At 68.8% G+C, this 26,088-nt stretch carries 23 protein-coding genes and 1 pseudogene; 11 read left to right on the forward strand and 13 right to left on the reverse strand.

What is annotated here, in order from left to right; all coding sequences use genetic code 11:
* Positions 1–113 precede the first annotated feature (113 nt).
* Complete coding sequence (locus ACZ60B_RS09135; protein WP_469385367.1) at positions 114–317, reverse strand: hypothetical protein; 204 nt, start codon at positions 315–317, stop codon at positions 114–116.
* A 111-nt stretch (positions 318–428) separates the two neighbouring features.
* Here ACZ60B_RS09135 and ACZ60B_RS09140 point away from each other — a divergent pair, with 111 nt between their 5' ends.
* Both ACZ60B_RS09140 and ACZ60B_RS09145 read left to right on the forward strand, forming a co-directional pair.
* Positions 429–848: a polysaccharide biosynthesis C-terminal domain-containing protein gene (locus tag ACZ60B_RS09140; RefSeq protein ID WP_469385368.1), complete on the forward strand. Its 420-nt coding sequence runs from the start codon at positions 429–431 to the stop codon at positions 846–848.
* Between the two features lie 11 nt (positions 849–859).
* Positions 860–1,555 (forward strand): HAD family hydrolase, encoded by a 696-nt coding sequence (locus ACZ60B_RS09145; RefSeq protein ID WP_469385369.1) that lies wholly within the window; start codon positions 860–862, stop codon positions 1,553–1,555.
* On the opposite strand, the gene ACZ60B_RS09150 is transcribed toward ACZ60B_RS09145, so the two are convergent.
* Positions 1,480–5,466, reverse strand: coding sequence for a phosphorylase family protein (locus ACZ60B_RS09150; protein WP_469385370.1), 3,987 nt, complete (start codon positions 5,464–5,466; stop codon positions 1,480–1,482). The genes ACZ60B_RS09145 and ACZ60B_RS09150 overlap by 76 nt on opposite strands.
* Before the next feature lie 336 nt (positions 5,467–5,802).
* Between ACZ60B_RS09150 and ACZ60B_RS09155 the strand changes: the two genes are divergently transcribed.
* The 3 genes and pseudogenes from ACZ60B_RS09155 to ACZ60B_RS09165 form a co-directional block, all read left to right on the forward strand.
* Entirely contained in the window at positions 5,803–6,516 is a 714-nt protein-coding gene (locus tag ACZ60B_RS09155; protein WP_469385371.1) for a hypothetical protein, read from the forward strand.
* Between the two features lie 119 nt (positions 6,517–6,635).
* Positions 6,636–7,001, forward strand: a complete 366-nt coding sequence (locus tag ACZ60B_RS09160) for a hypothetical protein (protein ID WP_469385372.1) — start codon at positions 6,636–6,638, stop codon at positions 6,999–7,001.
* A 291-nt stretch (positions 7,002–7,292) separates the two neighbouring features.
* Positions 7,293–7,480, forward strand: a pseudogene (locus ACZ60B_RS09165) (IS256 family transposase); the annotation flags it as partial.
* Positions 7,481–7,565: 85 nt separating this feature from the next.
* On the opposite strand, the gene ACZ60B_RS09170 reads toward ACZ60B_RS09165, so the two are convergent.
* Positions 7,566–8,879: an aminotransferase class I/II-fold pyridoxal phosphate-dependent enzyme gene (locus tag ACZ60B_RS09170; RefSeq protein ID WP_469385373.1), complete on the reverse strand. Its 1,314-nt coding sequence runs from the start codon at positions 8,877–8,879 to the stop codon at positions 7,566–7,568.
* A gap of 43 nt (positions 8,880–8,922) precedes the next feature.
* Positions 8,923–9,309 (reverse strand): nuclear transport factor 2 family protein, encoded by a 387-nt coding sequence (locus ACZ60B_RS09175; protein WP_469385374.1) that lies wholly within the window; start codon positions 9,307–9,309, stop codon positions 8,923–8,925.
* Between the two features lie 74 nt (positions 9,310–9,383).
* Here ACZ60B_RS09175 and ACZ60B_RS09180 point away from each other — a divergent pair, with 74 nt between their 5' ends.
* Entirely contained in the window at positions 9,384–10,031 is a 648-nt protein-coding gene (locus tag ACZ60B_RS09180) for a TetR/AcrR family transcriptional regulator (RefSeq protein WP_469385375.1), read from the forward strand.
* A gap of 679 nt (positions 10,032–10,710) precedes the next feature.
* On the opposite strand, the gene ACZ60B_RS09185 is transcribed toward ACZ60B_RS09180, so the two are convergent.
* Positions 10,711–11,361 carry an NAD(P)-dependent oxidoreductase gene (locus ACZ60B_RS09185; RefSeq protein ID WP_469385376.1) on the reverse strand — a complete coding sequence of 217 codons (651 nt, stop codon included), beginning with the start codon at positions 11,359–11,361 and terminating at the stop codon, positions 10,711–10,713.
* 874 nt (positions 11,362–12,235) lie between these two features.
* On the opposite strand from ACZ60B_RS09185, the gene ACZ60B_RS09190 reads away from it, so the two are divergent.
* The 3 genes from ACZ60B_RS09190 to ACZ60B_RS09200 all read left to right on the forward strand — a co-directional run bounded on the left by ACZ60B_RS09190 (position 12,236) and on the right by ACZ60B_RS09200 (position 15,526).
* On the forward strand, positions 12,236–12,724 hold the full coding sequence (locus tag ACZ60B_RS09190; RefSeq protein WP_469385377.1) for an SRPBCC family protein: 489 nt from the start codon (positions 12,236–12,238) through the stop codon (positions 12,722–12,724).
* The gene (locus tag ACZ60B_RS09195; RefSeq protein WP_469385378.1) at positions 12,717–14,336 is read left to right on the forward strand and encodes a phytoene desaturase family protein; all 1,620 of its coding nucleotides are present in this window, start codon (positions 12,717–12,719) and stop codon (positions 14,334–14,336) included. Before ACZ60B_RS09190 ends, ACZ60B_RS09195 begins: the two co-directional genes overlap by 8 nt.
* Before the next feature lie 290 nt (positions 14,337–14,626).
* Positions 14,627–15,526 (forward strand): SDR family oxidoreductase, encoded by a 900-nt coding sequence (locus tag ACZ60B_RS09200; RefSeq protein WP_469385379.1) that lies wholly within the window; start codon positions 14,627–14,629, stop codon positions 15,524–15,526.
* Positions 15,527–16,187: 661 nt separating this feature from the next.
* On the opposite strand, the gene ACZ60B_RS09205 is transcribed toward ACZ60B_RS09200, so the two are convergent.
* Together ACZ60B_RS09205 and ACZ60B_RS09210 are read right to left on the reverse strand one after the other, a co-directional pair.
* Positions 16,188–17,384, reverse strand: coding sequence for a PP2C family protein-serine/threonine phosphatase (locus tag ACZ60B_RS09205; RefSeq protein ID WP_469385380.1), 1,197 nt, complete (start codon positions 17,382–17,384; stop codon positions 16,188–16,190).
* Positions 17,385–18,069: 685 nt separating this feature from the next.
* On the reverse strand, positions 18,070–18,417 hold the full coding sequence (locus ACZ60B_RS09210; protein ID WP_469385381.1) for a helix-turn-helix transcriptional regulator: 348 nt from the start codon (positions 18,415–18,417) through the stop codon (positions 18,070–18,072).
* Positions 18,418–18,537: 120 nt separating this feature from the next.
* Between ACZ60B_RS09210 and ACZ60B_RS09215 the strand changes: the two genes are divergently transcribed.
* The gene (locus tag ACZ60B_RS09215) at positions 18,538–19,278 is read left to right on the forward strand and encodes an anti-sigma factor antagonist (RefSeq protein ID WP_469385382.1); all 741 of its coding nucleotides are present in this window, start codon (positions 18,538–18,540) and stop codon (positions 19,276–19,278) included.
* Positions 19,279–19,987: 709 nt separating this feature from the next.
* On the opposite strand, the gene ACZ60B_RS09220 is transcribed toward ACZ60B_RS09215, so the two are convergent.
* The 5 genes from ACZ60B_RS09220 to ACZ60B_RS09240 form a co-directional block, all read right to left on the reverse strand.
* A complete protein-coding gene (locus tag ACZ60B_RS09220) occupies positions 19,988–20,476 on the reverse strand; it encodes an RICIN domain-containing protein (RefSeq protein ID WP_469385383.1) in 489 nt (162 codons plus the stop codon).
* A 110-nt stretch (positions 20,477–20,586) separates the two neighbouring features.
* A complete protein-coding gene (locus ACZ60B_RS09225) occupies positions 20,587–21,006 on the reverse strand; it encodes a hypothetical protein (protein ID WP_469385384.1) in 420 nt (139 codons plus the stop codon).
* A 182-nt stretch (positions 21,007–21,188) separates the two neighbouring features.
* Positions 21,189–22,223, reverse strand: coding sequence for a S1 family peptidase (locus tag ACZ60B_RS09230; RefSeq protein WP_469385385.1), 1,035 nt, complete (start codon positions 22,221–22,223; stop codon positions 21,189–21,191).
* Between the two features lie 293 nt (positions 22,224–22,516).
* Positions 22,517–23,014, reverse strand: coding sequence for an RICIN domain-containing protein (locus ACZ60B_RS09235; RefSeq protein ID WP_469385386.1), 498 nt, complete (start codon positions 23,012–23,014; stop codon positions 22,517–22,519).
* Positions 23,015–23,063: 49 nt separating this feature from the next.
* The gene (locus ACZ60B_RS09240; protein WP_469385387.1) at positions 23,064–23,555 is read right to left on the reverse strand and encodes an RICIN domain-containing protein; all 492 of its coding nucleotides are present in this window, start codon (positions 23,553–23,555) and stop codon (positions 23,064–23,066) included.
* Positions 23,556–24,339: 784 nt separating this feature from the next.
* Between ACZ60B_RS09240 and ACZ60B_RS09245 the strand changes: the two genes are divergently transcribed.
* Positions 24,340–25,125 (forward strand): hypothetical protein, encoded by a 786-nt coding sequence (locus ACZ60B_RS09245; RefSeq protein WP_469385388.1) that lies wholly within the window; start codon positions 24,340–24,342, stop codon positions 25,123–25,125.
* A gap of 160 nt (positions 25,126–25,285) precedes the next feature.
* On the opposite strand, the gene ACZ60B_RS09250 is transcribed toward ACZ60B_RS09245, so the two are convergent.
* A complete protein-coding gene (locus tag ACZ60B_RS09250) occupies positions 25,286–26,053 on the reverse strand; it encodes a ZIP family metal transporter (RefSeq protein WP_469385389.1) in 768 nt (255 codons plus the stop codon).
* Between the last annotated feature and the right edge of the window lie 35 nt (positions 26,054–26,088).

Here is a 26,088-nt window from a genome sequence, read left to right on the forward strand (position 1 = left end):
CCGTGTCTTCAGCAACTGCCGAGCAGGCTCGACGAGAACGGCACCATTTCCTGAGCGCCCGACTTCAGCGACCAGACGGTAGATCGGGGCAATCTGCCCCTCCAGCGTCGTGATCAAGCTGAACGTGCTGCGGGGCCGACGATGCGGGCGACCGTGCCTTGCCGTCGGACCTGACCGATGAGATCGTCGATCTGCTCAGCGGTCTGCCTGAGCGTGCGGGCGATGTCGGTGATGGCTTGCAGAAGATCCACAAGAGATTCGAGCGAGCGGGCCCTCTGCTCGCTTCGTCGAGTCTGGCGCCACTTGCTGCGCTCCACACACACGTTACCCAGGAGCGTGAGAGCGACGCCGGCAAGCGCGCTTGATCACGACCTTGTGCGACGCTCTTCAGGTTGAACCGAACAACCCACTCGTGAAATGGTCGCCGGATGAATAACGAGAGCCTCTCGTTCGTCGAACTGCACGACTCCGGTGATGCTCGCGGCAGCAGCTTCAGCGTTCCAGCAGAGGTCTTTTGCGGGCAATTCCCAGTGGAGGATATGCACATCGCCACCATCAAGCCCGGCGCCGTCCGTGGAAACCACTACCACGCCGCTCGACGTGAGCTGTTGGTGATCATGGCCGCCGACCGCTGGTCACTGCACTGGGACGTGGGCGCGGGTACACCGATCCAGCAGCGCTTCTTCGACAGGCCCGGCACCGTCTTGGTGACGGTACCGACCGGCATGGCGCACGCTGTCCGCAACGACGGAGCGGTTCCGGTGACGATGATGGGAATGACCGATGGCCCCTACGACGCCGACAACCCCGACGCCTATCCTCGTGTGGTCGTTCCGACCCTGACCTGACAGGAGCGTTCGTGCTGGTTTGCTGTGACAACGAAGGCTGCGTCGTGGATGCGAAGGGGCAGCGATTCGACCTGGCAGCGTTGCACGACCTCGCGGGTGCAGTCGCCGGCTTTCCCGGCACATTCACCCTCTGCACCGGGCGCTCCGTTCCGTATGTCGAGGCCATGGTGCAGGTGCTGGGTCTCCACGAAGCCGAGACGCCGTGTGTGTGCGAGGGCGGCGGCGTGTTGTACCTGCCGCGGGAAGACCGGTACGAACTGCTCGCCACTCGGGTTGACGCCGATGCCGTTCGGGCGCTCCTGCCTGCGGGTTCGTATCGCGAGGAACTGGGCAAGATGACCTGTTACACCGTGTACCCCGAGCCCGGATACACGGTGGACGCCCTGTTCAAGCTCATCTCGGCCGGCGACCTGACCGAAGTGGAGATCAACCGTTCGATGGCCTCGGTGGACGTCACGCCCCGAGGTGTCGACAAAATGTACGGCGTACAGATGCTTCTGGAGCGTACCGGCACGGACTGGTCCGACGTACTGGCGATCGGCGACTCCTGGAACGACCTTCCCATGCTGCGGGCGGCCCGGCTGTCGGCCTGCCCGGTGAACGCCATTCCGGAAGTCAAAGCGGTGGTCGACTATGTGTCGCCGCTGCCCGCAACCCGCGGGGTCGTGGACATCTTGCGTTGGGCCGATGACCAGCCGACGCCGTAGTCTCTCGCGCGCCGCTTCAGCTCGGCCAGCATCGGCCTGCGGCGCCAATACTTCAGAGCCCGGACTCGCTCCTCGGCCTGGGCCAGGGTGTCTGATGCCGAGACTTCAGCCTGCCGCTCCGGCGACGCCGTCGGCCAGAAGGCGAGGTGGCACGCTGCCAGTTGGAGGGACACGTCGGCGGCCAGGAGTTTCATGCTGCCGCGGGTGACCTCGGCCTGCGCCTCGTCGAGGTCGTCGAGGGCGCTCGCGTAGTCCTGAGGCTGCCGCCGGATCCGCAGCAGGTGTGCCCGCTCCAGGAGCCCGCGCACGATGTAGTCGCTGTAGCCGGCGCCGCGGAACATGACGATCGCGTCGTCCATCAGTGCGCCGGCCGTTGCCAGGTGTTCTGGGCTCAATGCCTCCTGCTCGACCTGCGAGCGGCAGGCCGCGCTCAGAATGAGCTTCTGGACGGCCCGCGAGAGTGGGGAGGAATTGATGCCGGCCAGCCCCCACTCGGGCTGCTGCTTCGCCTCGGCCAGCAGCTTTGCGGCACCACCGGTCTCGATCGCGAAATAGCCGTAACGGTAGAGGTTCTGGGAGTACAGGAACGGGAGGTTCGAGCCCTCCTCCGACGCGATCGCCTCGGCTTCCGCGAACCAATCCCGCGCTTCGTCGAAGTCACCCTCCATGAAGTCCACTTCCGCGAGGCAGGACCGGGCATACATCTTGAAGTAGGCGTCGTCGCAGCGGTCTGCGAAGACGATGGCGCGTTTGGCGCTCTCCCGGCCCGGCCCGAGCTGTCCGGCGATCACCCGTAGCTCGCAGTGGAGCGAGGAGGTGTAGGCAGCGTGTCGTGCAATCTCCCTCTCCGGCTCGTCTACCGCCGTCGTCTCAGCCGCTTCCTCGTCCGGCAGCTCGACAGTGCGGTCCACTTCGCCGCAGCTGGCCCGGGCGTCGTCGAGTCGGCCGAGCTGCCGAAGCCGTAGAGCGGCGGTGCTCATCACGAGGAGCTGGGCTCGTTGGGACAGCCCGGTGTCTTGCCGCAGTTTCGTCCAGGAGGGCATCTGGAAGTAGTTGGACAATGCGACGACCTCGGATCCGGTCATGCCCAGGATCCGCGTGGAGAAGAATTCGCGAGGACCGCGCCACACCCGCGGTTCGATCACCTTGTCGAAAACTTCCTGATGCAGCCCGATCACACAGCCATGGTTCACCGCCGCGTAGAGCAGGCTCATGTCCTCCGAGTTGTCCGGCAGCGCTGGGGCGCGCCGCTTGTAATAGTTGTAGAGTGCGCGGTTTCCCGAGTTCCACAGGTCGTCCGCCTTGATCTGCAGCCGGTCGCGGAAGTACTCCCGGACCAGTGGGTGGGCGTCCAGAGTGTCTGGCAGGCCAGCCGTGTCGCTGCTGAGCAGCCCCATCTCCCGCAGTTTCGCGACGTACCGCACCCATTCGGCGCTGCCGATTTCATCGAGGCCTGGTGCCGACCGGCCCAACTCGGTGTCGGCCAGGACGGCTTCCATCGCCGTGTACGGGGCGGGCCGATCGAAAAGTCCGATGACGCCGAGGATGGCGAGTTCGCCAAGTCGTTCGTCCCCTTCCAACCACTCGGCGTATTTCTCCATGATGCGCTTTGCATGTCCGCCGTCGGCTATCGCGGAAGTGAGATTCTGCAGTTCGAAGCGTCCGCTGAGTTGTCCGGCATGGACGTCCCGCAGGTAGCGCCCGAGCAGGTTGACCGACAGCGCGTGACAGTGGACATCCCGGACTGCCTGTCCGACCGCCTCGATGTCGTCCTGTCGGCCGATGAGGGACTGGAGCAAGTCGGCCCCGGCGGGTTCGTCGAGGTTGTCCAGCTTGAGCTCGTCGACGGTGGCCGATGCGCTTCTCCCGCGGGGTGTCAGGTCGTCGGTCAGCGGCACCCGCGTGGTGAGCAGGCAGAGTCCGTCCCATCCGGGCCTGGCCAGCTCACGGAGGAGGGCCGTGATCGAATCATCCCTGATCTTGCCGCCGACGTCCGGCGCCGTCTCCGGATGTTGAAGCGGTTCCAACCCGTCCAGGACGAGCAGGAAATGATGCTCACGAATCAGCCTGGCCAGCCGCGCCCCCTCAACCGCTGGGCTCGGACTCGATGGCGCTTCGTCGCCGAGCCATCTCAACGCGGACTTGACGAAGGTGTCGGCGGAGACTTGGTCTTCCCTTGTTCCTTGGCAGTAGAACGACCAGGCGAAGAGCTTCTTCGCGCCGAGGTAATCATGGTCGCGCATGTCCCGCAGCCAAGCGTTGACGAGCGCGGACTTCCCCACCCCGCCGAAGGCGACGACCGATAGGATCCGGGTCTCCTTGGACAGCCAGGCATCCCGCAGCTTCGCCAGCTCCTCTTCGCGGCCGAACAACCGCGGCGCGGTCGCCGGAAGCCCCCGGTTGAATATGTGCTTCGCCGGTAGGGACGGACTCGCCATGCTTTCAAAGCGGGAGTCCGTCTGTAACTGCGGGTACGGACGACCCTTCACGTCGAACGGCTCAAGCTCGATCGACGACTGCAGGATGTCGTATGCCGTCTGCACCTGCGCCGCCGTGCCACCAACGACCAGGACCGGATCGGGATCTCTCTGCGCGCTCTTGTGACGGCGGACGCCATCTCGCACCTCACGCAACTTGGTCCAGCCGTTACCGGGCTCGGGGGCCGGGAGGTCCACGGGGATGAGCGCCGGCTTCACCGGGAGCGCTGCGTGGCCCAATTCGGCGATGACCTCCGAGGCCAGATCGAGATTGCGACCCGGATCGTAGACGGTACGCCCAGCACCCTGAGCTCGTGACACCACGGCAAGCAGCGCCTTGCTCCGCTCCGGACCCGGTTCGCCCACGATCCAGAAGACCTTGAGTCTGACCTCACCACGTCTCTGATGGCAGTCAGCCACCCAGTCGTCGAACTGGCGGCCGATTCCCTCGAACTGTCTTTGCAGATATGGCAGTCGACCAGTTCGAAGAAGGTCGGCGTCTACGGCGTCGTCCTGCTTCAGCGGCTGAGGCGTGTTGTCGGCCTTGTCCCGTTCCAGCGGCTCAGACGTGTCGTCGGGATCGGCCATCCCAGCGGCGAACAACTCGCTGCCCCAGATAAGCAGCCCCCGTCTCCGGAGCCGGGCCCGCCAGTCCGGGAGACTCAACCCTCCGCCGCCCCGTCCTTCGCCGTCAGGGCCGGCGGCAGCGTAGGTCGGTTCCAGCTCCCGGAGGACGGCGACGGCGGCCCCTGCTGCGCTCTGCGCGGCCTTCGGCTGGGAGGCCTCTGCATCCCGTTCGCGTTTGTTCATGTCGGCCTTGTCGCTGACGCCTCGGATGATCAGCGTGTCCAGCGTGCCGGTGAGGTGGGCGGCCTGGGCGACGCCGGATCCTTCCATCTCGATGGCGGCGGCGTCGTTGTAGTGCTCGTGGATGTGGCGTGAGATCGCGGACTCGGCGTCGGCGAGGACGACGTCTCCGACGGCGATCGGCTTGAAGTGGGCCTGGTACTCGGTGCCACGCAGGGCGTGGCGGGCGGCCTGCTCCAGGCGGTGGGAGGAGCGCCAGGCTTCGGGGCGTACGAGGAAGCCCTCCGGGGTCTGCTTGCCGCCGTGGATACCGTAGACCTTGGTTGCCACCACGACGTCGCCGATGTCGATGTCGTGCTTCAGACCGCCCGCGACACCAACGAACAGCAAGATCTGCGGGGCGAGCCAGGTGTTGAGGCGTTCGGTGAGGGTGGCGGCCGTGAGGGTTCCCTCGCCGATCTCAGCGAGGGCGACGTACCACGGGGTGCCAGCGAGTCGGCCGCGTTCGGCACGGGTGCCGGAAGCGTGCACGAGCGTCTCGATGTCGGTGAGATGGGCCCGTACGGCGTCATACTCCACAGATAAGGCCGTGAGGATGACCGCGGTGGGGAGAGTGATGTCTGCCACGTGATCAGCCTCGACCGTTCGTCTCTTGCACGGGTACAGACGTTCACGGTAGTGCACAGACATGCTGGAACGGGCAATTCCGGCGTGAGCACTGGGGCTTGTGGGTGCGAGACCGTCCGATGGCGTTGGGGAGGCGAACGTGCCGAGTGAACGAGACGTACGGCGCGTCGCCCATCGGCCGACGGCGCGCCGGTCTGATCCCCCGACAAGTCGTCAGGGTGGGCTCGGGGTTGAGACGGGGTAGTCACCGATGGCGGCCGGTCCGGCGCGATCGGCAGGATGTCGGTCATGCCGAACGCCACTGCCGGTCTCTCCCGCCCGTCCCTCGCCCGCCGCGTGGCGGTCACCCTCGTCGGCGCCGCTGCCCTGACAGGCCTTGTGGGGCTGTACGCACCAGGTTCCGCGCACGCCGAACCTCGTACCGCCATCGCCCGGTCCGCGACCGATTTCAGTGACTGCCCGCCCCTTCCCGCCGGTGCCGATCCGGCTCGGTGGAGGTGTGAAGTGCACACTGCGGCACCGCAGTTGACGATGGGCAAGGTCGTCGTGACTCTCGCTCCGATCACCATGACGCACGCCGAGGGACCGCTGCCGGACGGCACCGACGGGCAGGTGTGGGGTGCGATGCACAGTGCACCGACCGCCGTTCCGGACGGGCTGACCGGCACCTCGGCGGGCAAGGAACCGCGGCGGCTTCGACTGGCGATCAAGCCGGAGTACGGTGGCCGGTCCGACTTCTACACCGGGCAGTTCAGCCTGCGCTTCCGGCTGCTGAGCCCGCTGCTGCCGCAGGGATGCACCATCGGGGCGAACCGGCCGGTCGACTTCCAGCTGAAGCGGTCGGGGCCGTCGCAGTGGGTCTCGCAGGATCCGCCACTGATCAAGTTCTCGGCATACGACGACACCTTCGCCGCTCCCGCCGCCGAACACTGCGGGCCGCTCACGGTGCCCCTCAACACGCGGCTCGGGCTGCCGGCGTCGAGCGGAAATCTGATGACCTACGACGCGACCTACACGTTCCGGATGTACGACCAGCTGTCGACGCCCTGAGCGACGGCACAGAACAGCAGGGTGGTGAAGGCGGTTTGGCACGGCTCATCAGACCGCGTTCTCGCGTGAGTCGTCGTATGATCTCGCGCCGGTGGTCAACACTTCTCGGGGGGAAGAACGTGGAGAGACCGGACGATCGGATCGCATCCGTCTTGCGCTTCACCACGGAACTCGTCGCCTGGGTGGCCGCGCCGTGGGCGCTGTCCGAGTACTCCTGGTTCCTCGCCGTCCTGGCGTTGGTGGCGCTGATCGGCCTGCCGACCGTCTTCGCCACTCCGGGGGACAAGGCGCAGGTGGTCGTCCCTGTCTCGGGTACGGTCACGATCCTGCTCGTGCTGATCCAGCTCGCGGCGGCCGCGATCGCCGCGTGGGTGGTGTGGCCCGCCTACGCGGCAGTGCTCGTCTCGTTCCTCGTCGCCACCACCCTCGTCACGGAGCGCAGACGCTGGCAGTGGCTCCTCTCCACGGACCGGCCCACCGTCTGATCCTGTTCGGGCCGGACCGGTCGGCCATGCGCGCACGGCACGGCCCGGCCCGGCTCCACCGTCGCCGATGTCCACACCGCTCTCGCAGACCTCCAGGGGCAGTTCGACAGCGTCCAAGCCGTCCAGCCCGCCGCGAGCAGGCCCTGCGTGAAATCGAGCAGGCGGCGGCGCGTCTACGCGAGCGGCTCCGTGGTACCGAAGACGCCCTCGGCATCGTCGCCGAACAGCGCAACCAGCAGGCCGGCCTCCTGGGCCAGGCCGCAGTCCAGGCCTACACCCGCGGCCGACCCGCGGCTCCGCAAGGCCACCCGAAACCGCGGCCGTCTCCCCTCGGAGCAGGCCGCGTCAAAGGTGCTCCACCTCGCAGTCCGCGAGCAGATCAACCCAGAAGCGCCGACGCGAACCACGTCGCCGCACACTGGAAAGAGGCACTGAACCAGTTCTCCCTGTTCTTCGAGGACCGGCTCGGCATCCAATGACACCAACCCGACTTACACGAGATCTCTGACGCGCTCCCTCTGGAGGGAAGGGGCCGAGCTGGGCGCCTGCCCGGGTGGGCCACGTCTAGCCGAAGGCGGCTGCGAAGCGGTCCCGCAGTCCGTCGAGGCGTTCGACGGGCTCGTTGGCGAAGACCAGCCGTAGGTGGTGGCCGCCGTGTGGGCCCCAGCCGGTCATGGGGGTCGCTGCCACCTTCCCGTGCCGGAAGAGCCGTTGGGACGCCTGGGCCGGAGTGAGGTCCAGCGCGGTGGTGTCGATGAGCAGCGACCAGCCGCCGTGCGGCCGTATGCACGGATAGTCGGCCAGCTCCGACAGGACCAGGTCGCAGCGTTGCCGCCAGGTGCGGGTGGCCACGGCCACGTCGGCGTCCGCATCCGGGGCGTCGAGAGCGGCAGCCACCGCCTGCTGGGCGATGCCGACGGGAGTCACCACGTTGGCCATGCCGACCAGGGCGATGTCGGCCATGATGCGCGGCGGACCGACGACCCAGCCGACCCGCCAAGCGAGTACACCAGCCCCTCCATCGAGTTCTTCGCGGCAGTCGACGGCCGCTTCGTCGGTGTGACCGGGGAAGGCCGCGTCTGGGACCTGACCACGAGCCGATGGATCGGAGTGCAGCCGCGGCAACGAGGCGCCTTGGCCCTGGAGACGCTCGAGGGCCGCAGCGTCATTCTCACCAGTCACAGGGCAGAAGCAGTCCATCTCTGGGACCTGGCCACGGGCGAACTGCTGGCACCGCCGCTCACGGGACACACCGGTGAGGTGCGTGCGGGGGCGACCGGCACGCTGGACGGTCGCCCTGTCGTCGTCGCCGGCGGCGACCGAACCGTGTGGACGTGCGACGCAAGCACAGGGCAGCAGATCGGTGCGTACGCCTTTCCTTCCCGTATCAGGGGACTGGCAGGGGCGCCCGACGGACGTCTGGTGGTCGGCTTCGGCGCGGACATAGCGGTCCTGACCCATCACCGCCGAGCTTGGCCCTGTCGGGAATCCTGGGTTTCCGAGGTCGGCCCGAACCAGGGCCAGCCGATGGTGCGCGGCGGCGGCTTGGGCGAGCAGGGCCTGGGCGGCGGAGCCGGTCGCGAGACTCCTTGGCCAGACCGTGGTCGCGCCGGCGGCGGAAGAACGCATGTTCGTCCAGGCCGGCACCGACAACAGGCGCCGGACAGCGGCCCATTCAGCAGCAGTTACGTCAGGCGGGCGGCGCCGCACGCGTTCCCCGTGGTCGGCCGCGTCCCCGTACACGTGCGCGACGCAATCACACGGTCGGGCAACCGAGTCGGACGCATTCGAGAGCGACACGGAAGGCTGCGACGCCAGGGCCTCCTGTTGCGCGCGGATTTCGACACCCGCGAGCTGTGCAGGAGGCCCTGTTCTCATGCCCGGACGGCCGCGAGATCACCCGACCGAGGCCATCGCCCGGTCAGAACATGCCGTTCTGATTGCGCGCCTCGTCGGGGATCTGTTGCATGACGTCCCAGTGTTCGGCGATCAGACCGTCCTCCAGGCGGAAGATGTCGACGATCGCCGTTTCGGGGCCGCCCGGCACCCGGACGCCGTGGACGTGGGCGATCACGTGGTCGCCCTCGGCGAAGATCCGCTTCACCTCGGCGCGGAGGTGGGGGAAGTCCGCCTCGAGGGTTCCGACGAACTCCCGGAAGCCCTCCAGCCCATCCGCGATCCGGGGATTGTGCTGGATGTAGCCGTGACTCAGCAGCTTCGAGGCCGCGTCGTGGTCCTTGTCATTGATCGCGGCCCGGTAGAAGGCCAGGACGGTCTGCTTGTTCTCTTCGAGTCGTGCGCTGCGCAAGGCTCCCCCTCGTAAGTGAACAGCTGTAGCGCTACGACTGTAGGGCAATGAATGTACAGATACAATCGATCACCGTGGATCCCAAGTCACCGAGCAAGCGACAGCCGCGCGGGCGCAATCCCCGGGGCCAGGGCGAACGCCTCCGAGAGGACGTCCTCGCCGCCACTCTCCGCATGCTCGACGAGCTCGGTGACGACCAGGCTCTGTCCCTGCGGGCCGTCGCCCGGGAGATCAACGTCGCCGCAACGTCGGTGTACCTGCACTTTCCCGACCGCGATGCGCTCGTCCTGGCGGCTCTGGAGCGCTGCCACCAGGACCTGATGCTCGCCGTCCGGCAGGCCGAGCTCACCGAAGACTGCCCGGTCGCCCAACTGCGCGCCCGAAGCCTCGTACTCGGGGCCTGGGCACACGACCACCCGGGGCTCTACAAGGTGCTGCACGAAAGCACCCTCAACCAGCGTGTGGACATGCGCTTCAAGGAAGAGCTCGGGCGTACGACCACTGCCTCGGTCCAAAGATGCATGGACGCCGGCCTGGCTCCAACGGACGACGCCTCCATGGTGGCGCTCGACCTGCGCGCCGCCGTGCACGGCGCGGTCTCCATGCGGGTCAACCAACCCGACCAGCACTGGCCCCCGCTGGAGGACCAGGTCGATCGCTTCCTCCGCAAGCTCGTGGGCACGTCACCGACCCCAGCCCCCCAGGCGACCACTGGTGAGTAGCCAGCCGCTCCGGGCCGGCGGGCCTCGAGGTTCGAAAGCCCCGAACCGAACCGGATCCCCTGCCTTCACGCCCACCCGAGATCCCCTGACGGGCCGTCCCATTCGAACCGGTGCTCACCGTGATCGGTACGACAACGGCTTCCGGTGCCCGTGACGCCCCACCGGCAGGACGTCGCACCATCGCAATGCCCGTCCGACGGCTCTTCCTCACCCTGCGCCTACCGCGACAAGGCACGCCGGCGAACTGACCGCCTCGAGGCACCGGTCCGCAGTGCCGACTGCCCCTGAACGCGCACCAGCGGCTCCGAGCCGCACGGAGGCCGCTGTACTGCGCGGTGGAGAGACTGCGATCAGGACGCGGGACACGGAGCGCAGTGCCGCAGATGACCGAACAGCCGCTTCCGGACGCCGACTCGGTGCGACAGGCTCCGAGCACAGCATCGTGAGCGTGCGCCTCTGCGTCCTGGCCCGGGCCTGGCCGCCCCTCCCGCCCTACGGCCGGGGTGGCACCGGTGACCTCATCGCCCAGCACGCCCTGCCCGGGGCGGCCGTTGAAGGGGCCGGTGCACGCCGATCGATTCGCCGGCCAGGGCGCCCGGGCCCTCACCCCCCGGGACACCATCGCCGCCACCGACGTCCTCCCCCGGTACGACCTGTCTGTCGCCGACCCGGATCCGGGTCAGGTGCCGACGGTGAATCGCTCTCCGATGTGCTGCGGCTGTTCGATCTCGTCGAGCAGGGCGACGGCGTAGTCCTCCACGGAGATGCGGCTGGTGCCGTCGGCGTCGACGATCAGGTCGTCCACGGCAGTGCGGTAGCTGCCGGTGCGCTCGCCCGGCGCAATGGTGCCGGCGGGACTGAGATTGGTCCACTTCACGTCGGTGACGGTGCGGCAGAAGTCCAGGGCGTCTCCGTGGGCGTGCATGATCTGGAGCAGGAACTCCGGCAGGCCCTCGGCATCCCAGACCTGCTTGCCGTCAGGCGTGCGCAGGGAACCGGCGCCGCCGACGAGGATGAGCCGGGGTGCGTCGGCGCCCAGCGTGCGCAGACCGGCCACCAGGGATTCGGCGGCGGGCTTGATGGTGGCGACGTGGCCTGGGCCATCGCCTCCGCCGACCGCGCTGATCACGGTGTCCTGGCCCTTGGCCACCGCGGCAACGGATGCCGGGTCCAGGACGTCACCGGTGACCACGGTCAGGTTGGGGTCGGTCTTGGTGAGCCTGGCCGCGTCACGTACGACGGCTGTGACCCGGTGCCCGCGGCTGAGGGCCTCGTCCAGGACGCGGGATCCGATGGTTCCGGTGGCGCCGAACAGGGCGATCTTGGACACGCGCTTCTCCCGCTTCTGTGATCATCTTGGGAGTCCGCAGACTAACGGAACATCTCGGGCTATACAGAATAAATCAGCTGCGCCTGACGAACAGGAGGCCGCGCACGGCACAGGCACCCGCCGCCGTCACCGAACCGGACGCCGCCCAGCGGGCGCCGTGGTCCGGGTCGCGCGACCGGGTCGGGTATCGGCTCCGGCATTCGCGTTGCGGTCTGTGTCGGCAGGCCCCCATGCCGGTCCAGGTACAGGACTGCGGCACGGATCGTGGCGGCGTCCTGGAGGTGGTTCTCGGTGGCGCCGGTGACCGCGGCCGCAGGATGCACACAATCTCGCATAGGCATTCGATTGTGACGTAGTGGATGGTGTCGGGCAGATCGACGGTGTCCGCCCGGCGTTCCTGCATGCCGTCGGTGCAGAGCACCAGCCGGTCACCGGGGCACAGGTCGAGATCCTGCACCCGATACGGCCCCTGCGCCGGGATGCGGGCAGGCCCACGTCCAGATCGATCTCCTGGACCGTGCCGTCGCGCAGCAGGAGGGCCGGATGTGGCCGGCGGAAACGGTCGTGCCCCGTGCCGCGCACTCATGAGCGGCTGCCTGTGATGCCTTCCCACCCGCTTGCAGGCCTCCACGCACCTGCCGATCGAGGGGGCGGAAGAGAAGTTGTCGGCGTGCTCCGCCGGCAGGTCTCGTCCCGCCGGACTCCGGCAGGACCAGCTGCGCCTTCGAACGAGCCACGGTGCGGTGGCTGCGCCCAGCCATGACGGCCCGCGGTGCCTGGGAGAACCTGACGCGTGGCAATGGTTCGCCGAGGTCTGGGCGGGCACTCGGACCGGACTGACGGACCACCGGCCAGGGGGGTGGAGGAGGTCTGCGTGGCTGTACGCCATCGTCTGATCCGAGTCGACCCGAGCGACGTCTGGGCTGTTCTGGCCGACGGCAGCCGCTACGCGGACTGGGTGGTGGGCACCTCCCGGTCGCACGCGGTCCGCGGTCAATGGCCGCAACTGGACGCGGCCATCCGCTACGAGATCCGGTTCGGCCCCGTGCGCGTGGGCAACGAGACCGTCGTCCGCCGCAGCGAGGAGAACGCCGTCCTGGAGCTGGAGGCCCACGCCGGCGCCCTGGGCACCGCGCGCATCGCCGTCGAGCTGCGGCCGTGGGGAAAGGACTGCCTGGTCATCGTGGACGAGCACCCCTTGCGGGGAGCAGGAGGGCGACTGCACAACGTGGCCTTCGAAGCGCTGATCCAGCTTCGCCACCGCGCCATGCTCGCCCGGCTGGCCAGGCTGTGCGAGAGCCAGGAGCCCGCCCACGAGGCGACCGCGACCGTGGCCGAGGTGAGCGGAGCAGGTCATGCCTGACGCCGTCGTCATCGGCGCGGGACCCAACGGCCTGGTCGCCGCCAATGTCCTGGCAGACGCTGACTGGAGCGTCGAGGTGCTGGAAGCACAGCCAGAACCGGGCGGGGCCGTTCGCCACGACCGCGCCGTCGACCCCGGCTTCGTCAACGACGTCTTCAGCTCCTTCTACCCTCTCGCCGCCGCATCCCCCATCCTGACCGGCCTGCACCTGGAGGACCACGGGCTGCGGTGGGGCCACGCCCCAAGTGTGCTGGCGCACCCGCTCACCGACGGCACCTGTGCCGTCCTGGACCGGAACATCGAGATCACCGCCGCCTCCCTCGACTCCTTCGCAAAGGGCGACGGGGCAGCCTGGCGGCGACTGCACGAGATGTGGCAGCACCTGTCCCCCGGTCTCTTGGACTTCCTGTTCACCCCCTTCCCGCCCGTCCGCGCGACGACGCGGCTGGCGCTGCGACTACGGGCCTCGGGCGGACTGCGCATAGCCCGCTCGCTGATCCTGCCGGTGCGCCGTCTGGGCGAGGAGGAGTTCCAGGGCCAGGGCGGCCCTCTGCTGCTGGCCGGCAACGCCCTGCACGCCGACCTCGCCCCGGAGTCGGCCGGCAGCGGCGGGTTCGGCTGGCTGATGGCCATGCTCGGGCAGACGTACGGCTTCCCCGTTCCCGTCGGCGGCTCCGGCTCCCTGACCCAAGCCCTGAACCACCGCCTCACGTCACGGGGCGGCCGGGTGCGCTGCGGGCAGCGCGTGGACGAGGTCATCGTCCGCAGCGGTCGGGCTGTGGGGGTACGTACGGCCACAGGGGAAACGGTGCGGGCGCGGCGGGCGGTTTTGGCGGACGTCGCGGTCCCCATCCTGTATGGCGAGCTCCTCGCACCCGAGCTCCTGCCCACGCAGCTCCTGGAGGACCTGCGGCGCTTCCAGTGGGACTTCGCCACCTTCAAGGTGGACTGGGCCCTCGACGGACCCGTGCCCTGGCAGGCCGAGCAGGCGGGCCGGGCCGGCACCGTGCATCTCGCCGACGGCCTGGACGAACTCACCCGCTTCGCCGCACAGATCGCAATGCGGCAGGTCCCTGACCGCCCGTTCCTCCTGTTCGGCCAGATGACCACCGCCGACGCCACCCGCTCGCCGCAGGGCACGGAATCGGCCTGGGCATACACCCACGTCCCCCACGAGATCACCGCGGACGCCGCCGGCGAGGGCATCACCGGCACCTGGAACTCCCAAGACCAGGAACGCATGGCCGACCGCGTCGAACAGCAGGTAGAACGCTTCGCGCCCGGCTTCCGCGCCCTGATCCGCGCCCGCCGCATCCTGGCACCGCCGACTCTTGAGACGCTCGACGGCAATCTCGTCGGGGGCGCCATCAACGGCGGCACGACCGCAATACACCAGCAGCTCGTCTTCCGTCCCGTTCCAGGCACCGGACGTCCGGAGACCCCGATACCAGGTCTCTTCCTCGCCTCCGCCGGAGCACACCCCGGCGGAGGCGTACACGGCGCTCCGGGCGCCAACGCCGCCCGCGCCGCGCTGCACCGCCACCGGCCGCCCGGCCTCGCCGGCGCCCAGCGCCTGCTCGCCCGACGCGACCGCATCGGAACCAGACGCTGACGCTGACCCTGACCCCGCCCCCACCACCTCGACACGGCGCACGAAGAACGGCGTGAACGCGTACGAGCAATCCATTGCCAGCGGCCCTCCCAGCGCAGGAAGCCGGCGCAGTCCAGGAGTTCGCGCAGGGCCATGACCGTCGGTACGAGGCGGATGAAGGAGGAGGCCCGGACGCCCTGGCACCCCGGCCACACCATCGCCGGCTTCGCAGCCCTGAAGTGCATCCGAGGACCGCCTTGGCGAGAAGGTCTCGACGAGAGGCCGGCCCGGGCGAGAAAGAAAGGCATCCCATGCGCAGCAGTCCGCTCGTCGACCGTACGGTCGTCATCACCGGAGCCGCCCGCGGCGTGGGCGCGGCTCTCGCTCACGAAGTCGCCCGGCGCGGCGCCCGGGTGGCCCTGCTCGGCCTTGAGAAGACCGTCCTGGAAGCGGTTGCGGAGTCTCTGCCGGGACCCGCGCTGGCCGTCGAGGTCGACGTCACCGACTCTGCCGCGATGGACGCGGCGGCCCAGGCCGTACGGGCCGGACTGGGACGGCCTTCAGCCGTGGTGGCGAACGCGGGCATCGCCGAGGGCGGCCCGTTCCTAGGCTCGGACCCGGACAGTTGGCGCCGCGTGATCGACGTCAACCTCATCGGCAGCGCTCACACCGCCCGCACCTATCTGCCTGACCTGCTCGACACCGGGGGCTACTTCCTCCAGGTCGCCTCGCTGGCGTCGATCGGAGCCGCCCCCATGATGAGCGCGTACTGCGCCTCCAAGGCCGGCGTCGAATCCTTCGCCCACTCGCTGCGCGCGGAGGTGGCCCACCAGGGGGTCGCGGTAGGCATCGCCTACCTCAACTGGACCGATACGGACATGATCCGCGACGCCGACCGGCACGCCGTCCTGCGCGAACTGCGCTCCCACATGCCCCCGCCGGCCCGCCGCGTATACCCCGCAGCCACGGTCGCCGCCCACCTGGTAAGAGGTATGGAGAGGCGGCGCACGGCCGTGTACGCACCACCCTGGCTGCGCCTGACCCAGCCGGTACGCGCGGTCCTGCCCTCCCTGGTCCTGCGTGTCTCGCGCCGAGCGCTGCCGCGTCTGGAGGCCGAGGAGCCTGTGGCACACACCGGCCCCCTCGGCGCCGGCGGCCTCGCCGATCAGGCAGCGTCCGAGACGAAAGCGCAGACACGGCGGACTCCTTGAAACCGACGGTGTGCTCGGCGAGGAACCGCTCGTCGAGCCAGATGAGGGGTCCCGATACCGCCCCGGGCGATCAGCGCCTGCACGTGGTACTCCTCGGCGACCAGCTGCCCGCTGGTGCAGAAGCCATATCCGGCGGCCCGCGCTCGTCCAGGACCCGCCGGGAGCGCTCGACGACCGCCGCCGGGGCGGGTGTCCCAGCTGGTGGGCAGTTCGCCTTCGAGGCGTACCAGCGGCTCGGTCAGCCGGTCGGCAGAGCCGTTCGCCTGCCGGCCGAACAGGCCCTTCGGTCCCGTGCCCGTACCACCCGTACCACCCGCACCCTGGCGCTCGCGGACTCGCGCCGTGGGGGCGAGCGGACGGTGCCCCGGGCTCCCGTGTGGTCTGTGCCATGCGCGGCCCCGGCGCTGCCCAGCGTCGTAATCAGAACCCTGTCACGACAATCCGGCCTCGTCGGCGCTGAGCAGTTCCATGAGCTGTGGCCGGTGCAGGGCGGCATGCCGGAACCGCCAGAAGCGCGCAGACAGCCCACGACAACCGCGGGCTTCGGCCGGCAGCCGCCGACGGTGTCGTAGCGATACGGCCGGTGTGCCGCCAGTGGCCCGCCGCTCCCTTCCTCGGAGTGATGGGCCACCGCCGTACCGCCGCCCGGGCCGGCTTCACATCAGCCGGAGACGGCTTCCGCATCAGGCGTGGGGTGCCATTCGGCGAGCAGGATGGTGGCGTCGTCGCGGAGCCGGTGTTCTTCGTTGTTGAGGAGATTCTGGATGAGGCGGCGCAGGGCCTCGGGGGCGCTGTCGCCCTCGGTCATGGAGCGGATGACGGTGTCCGTGAGGCGCTGTTCGCCGAAGAGGTCGCCGTCAGGTGCGCGGGCTTCGGTGACGCCGTCGGTGTAGAGGAGGATCCGGTCCCTCGGCTGGAGACGGGCGCGATACTGCGCGGGAGGGGTGTCGGTGTGGAACCCGAGCCCCAGGGGGAGCTGCGGGGCGCTCTCCAGAACGTGGGGCAGGACACGGCCGTCGCGGATGAGCAGGGGCGGTGGATGGCCACAGTTGATCCAGGTGAACCAGCCGCTGACGGTGTCGAGGCGGGCCAGGACGGCGGTCATGAGGCGGCCGGGGATCCACTGGCCGAGAGTGCGGTCGATGGTGACGGCGGCGTCCAGCAGGGTGCCACCGGTGCGGCGGGTGGAACGGCAGGCTGCGAGAGCGGCTGCGCTGGCCCCTCCGGAGGCCAGATCGTGACCCATGGCATCCAGCAGCGTCAGGTACAGGATGCCGTCGACGAGGTTGTGGTCGAAGGCGTCCCCGCCGATGTCGTAGGCGGGCTCCAGGACGGCGCTGGAGGTGACCTGACCGGTACCGATGGTGCGCGGCGGCAGGAACGCCCACAGAAGTTCCGCCTGGATGGTCATGGCCCTTGAGCGCTCCCGCGTGATCACCAGGTCGCTGAAGGCCGACTTGGACACGACCAGCAGGGTGGCCAGCCCCGCCAGCGCCTGGCCGTCCTCCAGGAGCTGGGGGGTGAGGGCGGGCGCGGTGACCTTCATGACGCCCACCCGCTCGACTCCGTCGATCATCGTCAACCATGCCGTGCCACCGTCGCGCGACCGCTGGAGCTGCTGCGTACGGTAAGCGAGGCCGCCCAGGGAGCTGTCGATGTCCAGGGCTTCCTCGCCCGGGGCGGTGGCGGGGTGCGGAAGGGCGATCAGCTTGATCTGCTGCAGGTCGGGCACGTACAGCCGTGCACTCGACAGCCCGAGGCGTCGGCCCGCCTCGTCGACCAGCAGCCCGACCTCCCTGGCGGAGGCACGGTGAGACCGTGCCAAAAGGTCCGCCAGGACGGCTTCACCAAGAGTCACAGCACCTCCCGTGCGTCCGTGCGGTGCGTGGCGCGCCCCATCGCGGGCCGCCCGCGTTCCAGACCCCCATCTTGGTCAACATCGCTGTGCCCGGCAGCCCGACACGACGCCTGAGCGTACGAGCTCGGCGCCGCGCACGCCGAACGTGCTCAGCCCCGAGAACCCCTGTGCCGACCGGGACCGTCGTTGCCTCTGCCGCCTGCGGGCACCCGTGTGCCGTCACCGGTTCAGGTCCGGCCTCCCCCGCCTCCCGTCGATCGCATGCGGAGCAACGGTGAATGCGCCGAACGCCCACGCCGCCAGATGCGAGCCGTGGGCACCGAGGGGGCGACCCGGGGGGCGCAGCCGTCGGTGTCCGCACTGCGGCCGCTGATCGTTGCCTTCCGGTCCGTCCTCTCAGGGTGCCGCCTTCACATGGGCGAGCGCGCGCCGGAAACAGCGCTGCCACCCGACCTCCCACGCCGGGCACCCCCCGGGGGGCCGATCTCTGCTGGAGCGACGGCTCTCACGAATCCATCACCGAACGACGGCCCGCTGGTGCCGGCGCGGTTCCCAGCCGTATCCGCTCAGAACCGGGCGCTGTCGCCGCCACCGCGGCGGTCACGTTGTTCGGCCCGTGCAGGTCACAGCGCCGGGGCTGCACGACCCCGGCCGCGGCTACCTGCTGTCACCGGGCGGATGATCCTCACCGTTGACCGTCCGGATCCGCGTCGGCACCGGTGGCGGCGTCGACGCGGTCATGACGGACCAGCAGGGCCAACAGGCCCGCGACGGTCGCCTCACCGTCGGCGGGATGGCGCAGCACGGTGTCGGGAGAGACCCGGTAGAGGTTGGAACGGCCCTGGCGGATGTGGGTCAGGTAGCCGCCCTCTTCGAGGTCGACGATGATCCGCTGGACCGCCCGCTCGGTCAGCCGGCAGCGCGCGGCGATGTCACGGATGCGGGTGGTGTCGTCCTCGGCGACGGCAGCCAGCACCCGCGCGTGATTGGTCAGAAACGTCCAGCTCGCATACGGCTCCGCCACTCCGTCCATACCCACAGAGTAGGGCGGACGTTTCACGCTTTCAAAAGCACGACTTACGTTTCATGTATCTGTTGACGTGGAAGGCGAGAGTGGGAATGCTGGAAGAAGGACGGATGCTCGGGAGTCACCATGTCCGATCACGTCACCGCCCTGCCGGGCGATCAGGAGCAGTGCATCGACTGCGGCACCCAACGGCGCCTCGCCTCCTGCCTTCCTCCGTTGTCGTTGACCGTCCACCCCGGCACGCACGACCGCCACACTCTGGTCACGGCGTCCGGCGAGATCGACTTCGACAGCAGCCCCGTGCTGGGACAGGTACTGCAGGACGCTCTGAACCAGTCGACGGACGGGGTGGACGTCGACCTCGCCGGAATCGCGTTCTGCGACTGCTCCGGGCTCAACGTTCTGCTGCGCGTACGCCGGCATGCCCGCGAGGCCGCCAAAACCCTCACCCTCCGGGTCTCCAGCCCGGCCGTGCAGCGCCTGCTCGAGCTGACGGGCACCGTCGACGTGCTCACCACCACGGACACGGCCCAAGCCCCCGGCACGGGAGGCGACAAGACCCCGTCCGGCCCGGAGCAGGACGCGGACCCGACCGCGGACGACGTCAAGACGGAAAACGACCAACTGCGACGCGCCATGCAGACCCGCCCGGCCATCGACATCGCCCGCGGCATCCTCATGGCCTCCTACACCATCAGCGCCGAGCAGGCATGGCAGGTCCTGGTCACCACCTCACAGAACAGCAACACCAAACTCCACCTGCTCGCCGAAACCCTCCTTGGCACCGTGCACGGCCACAACCTGCCCAAACCACTCGCCGATCACCTGGCCAAAGCCCTGCGAGAACACGGCAGCCAGCCCCTCTGACAGCAAAAAGGGCCACCAAGGAAGAACACACGAACCTCCCGCGCGGTTGCCGGACCGGAGCGATGCCGCTCCTCCGCCTGTCCCAGCACCAGCCCTCCGGGACCCGCTCCCTCCGCACCCGGTCCACATCCCCATCAGGCTCCTGCCCTGCCTGCAGGGTGCGTCTTCCGGGCTCCGTCTCCACTGGGGCCTGTCCGGCGGATCTTGGCTCGGCAGCGCCCGGTCGCCCCCTCCGGTCGGACCGGGGAAGGTTGCACCTAGGCTTTGGCCATGCTGCTGGTCAACGGCGGAGAAGCCGTAGCTGACGCTCCCGTACTGCGCACGGGGGGAGTGCCGCTCGTCCCCGATGGATTCGTCTGGCCGAACTGCCGCGAATGTGGCGGGCCCATGCAGTTCCTCGCTCATCTGCCCCTCGATCCGACCGCCCGAAAGCTCATGTGCGGAGCCAGAGCCGGATCGCTGCGACAGTGACGGTGCCGTGGAAGACATAGGCCCGCTTGTCGTACCTCGTAGCCACAGCCCGGAAGTTCCTGCCGGTGACGACCAAGGACCTGCGGCTGTTCACGGCGGCGGGCTTCACCCCGCCCAGGCCGCGCGCGCCCTGTCCACCGTGCATCTGTACACCGACTACGACCGGCACTTCGAGGAAGGACTGGCCGACATCGTGGCGGGCATCGACGCCCGGTTCGGGCTCGGGTGAGCCCGGCGGTCAGTCGTGGGTGCCGATCCAGGTGTAGTAGGCGTCGCCCTCCTGGTAGGTGCGGGTGGCGTAGACCGCGTTCGTGGTGTTGCTCGACCGCAGCCAGCCTTCGTTGAACGCGCCGAGGTCGTCGTAGAGCCTCAGTGTGTCGGCGTTGTAGAACCACCATTGGCCGGCGGAACCGCTGCACGAGCTCGTCCAGACGGCGTTGACGTCCGTCACGTTGTCGGTCATCAGGCACTGACCGGTGTTCCGGTTCTTGAGCTGCTTGAAGATGCCGTGACCGTCGCCGACCCAGTCCCACTGCTGGCGGGTGCTGCCGACGCACGACGTGGCGAACGCGGTCCCGGTGTCCCCCGCGGTCAGACATGTGCCGAAGCGCGCGTTCTGGAACGTCCAGTAGGTGGGCGCCGCTTGGGCGGAAGCCGGGAACACGAGGCCGACACCGGCGACGAGCGCCCCGAGGGCACTGACGGCGGCAAGTCGGAGTTTTCTCACTGCGCCCCTTTTCTGAGAGCTGATGGTGGAGAACGGGATGTGGGCGGCGCGTCCCACAGGTCGCCGGGCCGCCGGACCCGACGGCCCGCGGTCGTCGTGAGCGGCGCTGGTCAGTTGTTGGTGACGAAGTAGTCCTGGCAGTCCTTCCAGGTGCCGTCCGGCAGCAGCTTGCACACGCTGAGCTTCACCTCCTCGCCGTACCCGGGGCGCGGGTCGTTGTCGGAGAGGTCGTTGGTGTTGGTCGTGCCGCAGCCCCGCGTGCCGACCAGACCGCTCGTGACCCACGAGGTGCCGCGGACGACGTACGCCGCGGCGATGATGCCGTTGTCGCCGTCGCAGTAGGCGTCGTAGACCTTGATCGTGCCGGAGCCGCCCGAGATGAAGTAACCGGCGCCCAGGTAGGAGCCGGAGGTGCCGTAGACCGGGACGGTGAACGTCGAGGCCGAGGCGGAGGTGGCCACGGCCACGGTGAGACCCACGGCGGTGGTGGCGCAGGCGGCGAGCTTGGTGAGGCGGGAACGGAAACGCATGTGTTTACTCCTTCACTCGTGTCGACGAACGCGCCTGTCCGATGGCCGGCTTCGCTCTGCCGGCGACGGGCGCGGAGATCCTCGAAGGCCGCGACCGGCACCTCGAAGAAGACTGGATTCGGTGAGCGCGGGGATCGGGTCCCGCTACGGGAGCCGGGGAGTCACGACCGCCGGGCCGGGTCTCAGAAGACTTCCATCCCGTACCAGGACAGGGCCTCGTTGACCGGCTGGTAGAAGCTCTGGCAGGTGCTGTCGTTGCCCCCGGACAGGAGGCCCAGCGCGGCGTCATCGGCGAAGAGCGGCCCACCGCTGTCACCGTGATCGCGGCAGATCTGCGCGACGTCCATGCCGGTGACCGTCATGCCGTCGGAGTAGTTGATGGTCTGGTTCTTGTAGATGACCGTGCCACATGCGTACTTGCTGCGATAACCGGAGGCGCAGGCGGTCTCCCAGACCTTGCTGTCGCGCGAGTAGCTGATGTCCTGGGAGTTGCCGTTCGCGGCCTCGACGTTCCCGTAGTACGTCACGTTCGCGTTGTAGGCCCGGATCAGGCCGAAGTCGTTTCCGTCGGCGACGTTGTGGCCGGTGGTGTAACCGATGTACGTGCCGTCCGACTTGGACCAGTCGTTTCCCGACGTGTTGGTGCAGTGTCCCGCGGTGAGGATCGCCTTGTAGTCCGGATCCGACTTCTTCCGCACGGTGAAGCCGTACGAACACGAGACGGAGGCGTTCTCGATGTAGTCACCGCCGTTGATGGGGCCCGCCGTCCGCTGGGTCTCACCCGCCGTACGTACGACGCGAGCGGCCTCACCATAAGGCGCGACGAATTTCTGCAGCGCCGCGAGATCCGCCTCGCCGACCGTGCTGTCGGCGCGGACCACCACCTGGTTGGCCGGGACGTCGACGCCCCACATCGTCCCTGGGATCTTGAAGCCGGCGTCGAGGCCCTGCTTGATGGACTCCAGGTGGGCGCTGTCGTAAGTCACCCGCCTGGGTATGGCGCCGGATTCCTCGACCGCTGCCGCCGCCTCGCCGTCGATGACGGTGACGACGAATCTCTGCTTCCCGCGATCCAGATAGACCCCGGCCGTGCGGGAGTCGCCCAGACGGTCGGCGATCCGCTGGGTCGCCTCACCGCTCGGCCCCGCCGCCACCGGAACGTCATGGGACGGCCGATCTGCCTGGGTCCGGGCGTTCACGCTCGGTGTGATGGTCATGAGGCCGGCAACGAGTGAGGTGAGCGCTAACGCCTTGGCGGTGGAAAGAGGAGTTTTCCCGGTCATGCTTTTTGGTTCCCTTCGGTTGCTGTCGAATCAGGTGCCGCCGAAAGGGAGTTCCCTTCAGGCGAGTTCAGCCGGCCGATTCGGGGCTCGGCGGGGCAGCAAGCAGTGCAGGGAGGGTGCGGCGGTGTCCGGGCGGCACGGGCCGGTGAGGGTCGTGCCGTCGAGTGCGACAGCCGTGGGCCCGGTCTCGTCAGCCGGGCCACGATCCCGTGACCGCCACCCCCGGATCAGTCGTGGGTGCCGGTCCACTGGTAGTAGCTGTGCGGGATGCCGGTCTGATCGGGGCCGGTCGCGTAGACGGCGTCCTTGGTCGTACTCGTCCTGAGCAAACAGCCGGAGTTGTTGCCCAGCAGATTGATGATGCTGCGATTCTCGCCGTTGTAGTACCACCACTCACCGGACGAACCGTCGCAGGAACTGGTCCAAACCGCGTTGGTACCCGTCAGGTTGTCGGTCCTCAGGCACTGACCGGTGTTGCGGTTGACGAGCATGTGGTACTCGTTGCCGGCGTTTTCGGTGCTCCAGTCCCACTGCTGGCGGGTGCTGCCGACGCACGACGTGGCGAACGCGGTCCCGGTGTCCCCGGCCGTCAGGCAGGTGCCGAAGCCGGCGTTCTTGAACGTCCAGTAAGTGGGCGCCGCTTGGGCGGAGGCCGGGAACACGAGACCGGCGCCGGCGACGAGAGCACCGACGGCGCCGACGACGGCAAGACGGACTTTCTTCACTGCGACCTCATTCCGGGGGCGGGGAAGCGGACTCGTGGCCACGCTCGACTCAGTTGTGGGTGCCGATCCACTCGTAGTAGGTGGAGGGGATGCCGGCTTGATTCGGGTCGGTGGAGTAGACGGCGTCCTTGACGGTGCTGGTCCTCAGGTACGGTGCATCGGGCTGCTGGTTGAAGAAGAGCCGCGCGCTGTCGTCGTAGTACCACCACTGGCCGTCGGCACCGGTGGAGCAGTCGCTCCCCCAGACGGCGTTGGTGCCCGTCTTGTCGTCGGTCATCAGGCAGAGACCCGTTGCCCGGTTCTTGAGCTGGTGGTAGCTGCCGTGACCGCTGCCGACCCAGTCCCAGTTCTGATACGTCGAGGAGTCGTGGCAGACGGTGGCGTATACCGAGGGGCTGTTTCCACTGGTCAAACAGGTGTCGAACCCCACGTTCCGGAATCTCCAGTAGGTCGTCGCGGCCTGTGCGGAGGCGGGGGCCATAAGGACCGTACCGACGGCCAGCGCGCTGACGACCAGGGCGGCGAAGCGGAATTTCTTCACTGCAACCTCTTTCTCGCGAGCTGATGGTGGAGAGCGGGATGCCGGCGACGCGTGTCGCCGCGCCCCGCTGTCGCCCCGGTCGTCAGCATGCTGGGGCTGCGGCAGTCGAGGCTTTAGCGGTCAGAGCACACTTGTGTGGCAATCCGTCGACTGAGGGCGCGGGAGCGCCGACGAGATCCTGGCGGGTGCGTTCGAGGCGTCGGCGGCGGAACCGACACGACGACGGGCTCCCCGGGGACACGTGTCCCCGGGGAGCCCGTCGTGGTCCCACCGACCGCCGCTGTCGCGGGTGGCGCAGGTCGGCTGTCGGGGGCGGTCCTTCCGGGGGCCGCCGCGACCGCTACCCCCGAATCAGTCGTGGGTGCCGATCCGCTTGAAGAGGTCCAGGTCGCTCAGTTGGAGACGCCGTCGGTCCTCAGGCACTCGCCGGTCTCCCGGTTCTTGAGCATGTGGTAGCCGCTGTGGCCGTCGCCGACCCAGTCCCGCTGCTGACGGGCGCTGCCGACGCAGGCAGTGGAGTACGCCGGGAGCCGATGGTGAGAACGGGACGTCAGCGGCGCGTGTGCGGCCGGTTCTGCTGCCTTCCCGAGGCGGAGCCAGCAGCTTGAGCGCGCAGTGTCCCTCTCCGCCTTCGCCTGAGCAGTGGGCGGTGTTGCGGTCCCTGGTGCCGAGGGGCAGGAAGCCCGGCGGACCGCCGGAGCGGCTACATTCAGCGTCGACATCCACGATCTCTCCGGGGGACACCATGGCGGAAGACGCGCAACAACACTCCGAGGGGCCCCTGTTGAACTTGGGCTGCCTGATGCTGCTGGTGGTGTTCGGCGGGCTGGCGACGACGCTGTACGGCCTGGGAGTGCTGATCTTCGGCGACACCCCGGCGCTGTCCGCCGCCACTGTCCTCCTCGCGGGTCTGACCGTCACGGCCCTGGGTGTCGCCGTCATCAAGCGGTTCCCTCAAGCCTCGCAGATGAAGGGGTACGCCCCGTCCGCCCGCGTCACCCGCCTCGCGGCCGAGCGCTCCCTGGGCGATCACGTCTTCACCCGCAAGAACACCAGCCCGCTGGAGATCGTGGTCGCCGTGGTGGCCATCGGCGCTTTGATCGTAGGAGCGCTGTGGGGCGTGAACTGGGTCCTGAGCAAGACCGGGACCGACATCCCGGGCCTCCAGAAGGTGGTGACCGCCTTGGTGCTCTACCTGCTCGCGGCGCTCTTCCTGGTGATCATCGCGCTTCCGATCATGCTGTGGAGAATGCCCAAGGGGTTCGTCCGCACGCATCTGTACGCCAGCGGTCTCGTCTACACCTCCTACGGCCGCCCGCTCGTCGTGACCTGGGACGACATCGACCGTCTCGTCCTCTCACGGCAGATCCACGGCAGCAAGCTCTTCGCCGGCAAGGTGCTCGCCTACCACGTGATCTCCCACGGCGGACGTCGCCTGCGGATCGACGCCCATCCCCATCTCGACTCCGATCCCATGGGCGAGCACATACTCAACGCCGTACGGCTGCGCCGGCGCCCGGTTCTCGAGGGCGGCCCAGCAGCGGGCGACCCCGGCCACCGACGGATCTGACTCGTATCGATGTCTTCGACCCCCAGCAGCGTGGCCGGCAGGACCGACGCAACCCTCGCTCACACCGGCTGGTGTTCTGCTGTCCGATGCGTTGCCGGAGTCGCACGGCCGCTCCCTCCGGTTCCCGCGACCTTCATGGCCCTCCTGTGACAGGTCGCGTTCAGCGGTTGACCGTCCTGACAAGAATGGAGAGCGCGGTGAGGACGGCCGCGAGAGTCATCGCCGTCGCGGCCGGGACCCCGAGGACTCGCCGGTCCGCGGGCCGCTGCTGACGGGCGAGTGCGAGAGCCACCCACGCCGCCTGGGCGAGTACGCCGCCGACGAAGGCGAGCAGCAACGGCGTGACGCCGTCCGGAACGGGCAACGCGCTCGCCACGAAGGCTCCCGCGATCGGGCTCAGGCAGGCCAGCCCGATCCACGAAGCCACCCGCCGCCTGGGTTGCGCCCCCAGCAGAGCGGCCAACGCCAGGCCCTCGCCGGCCGCGTGCACGAGGAGCGCCGCCACCACGGCGACCGAGGCGGTCAGTGCCAAGGTCGCCCCCTCCAGGAAGCGGTGCAGAGCGAGCCCTGATGCCGCGCCGACGCCTCCCGCACGACCTGGCTTGCACGGGCAGCCGATACGGACGACGGCACCCATCACCCCGTACGAGGCGAGTGCGGTGACCGGCACCGCCCACAGCGGCACGCCGGCCTCGTGGGCCTCGTCCCACGCGTCGGGCAGAAGATGGAGAACCGCAATGCTCAGCAATATCCCCGATGCGGCGGCCGGCAGCAGCACCGACCGGCCGGATCCGCGCCGTGCCAGCCAGGCGCCCACCACAGTGGCCACGGCCACCAGCACCACGGCCACCAGCGTTTCGGTGGAGGGCAGCTGCCATCCGGTTGCGTCGTCCGTGTGCGCGCCTGCTGCGTGGAGCACGGAGGACATGTCCCCTCCCTCCGGGGGTGGCGGGCTCACGTACG

Source organism: Streptomyces sp. NPDC104096 (genome assembly GCF_055584385.1).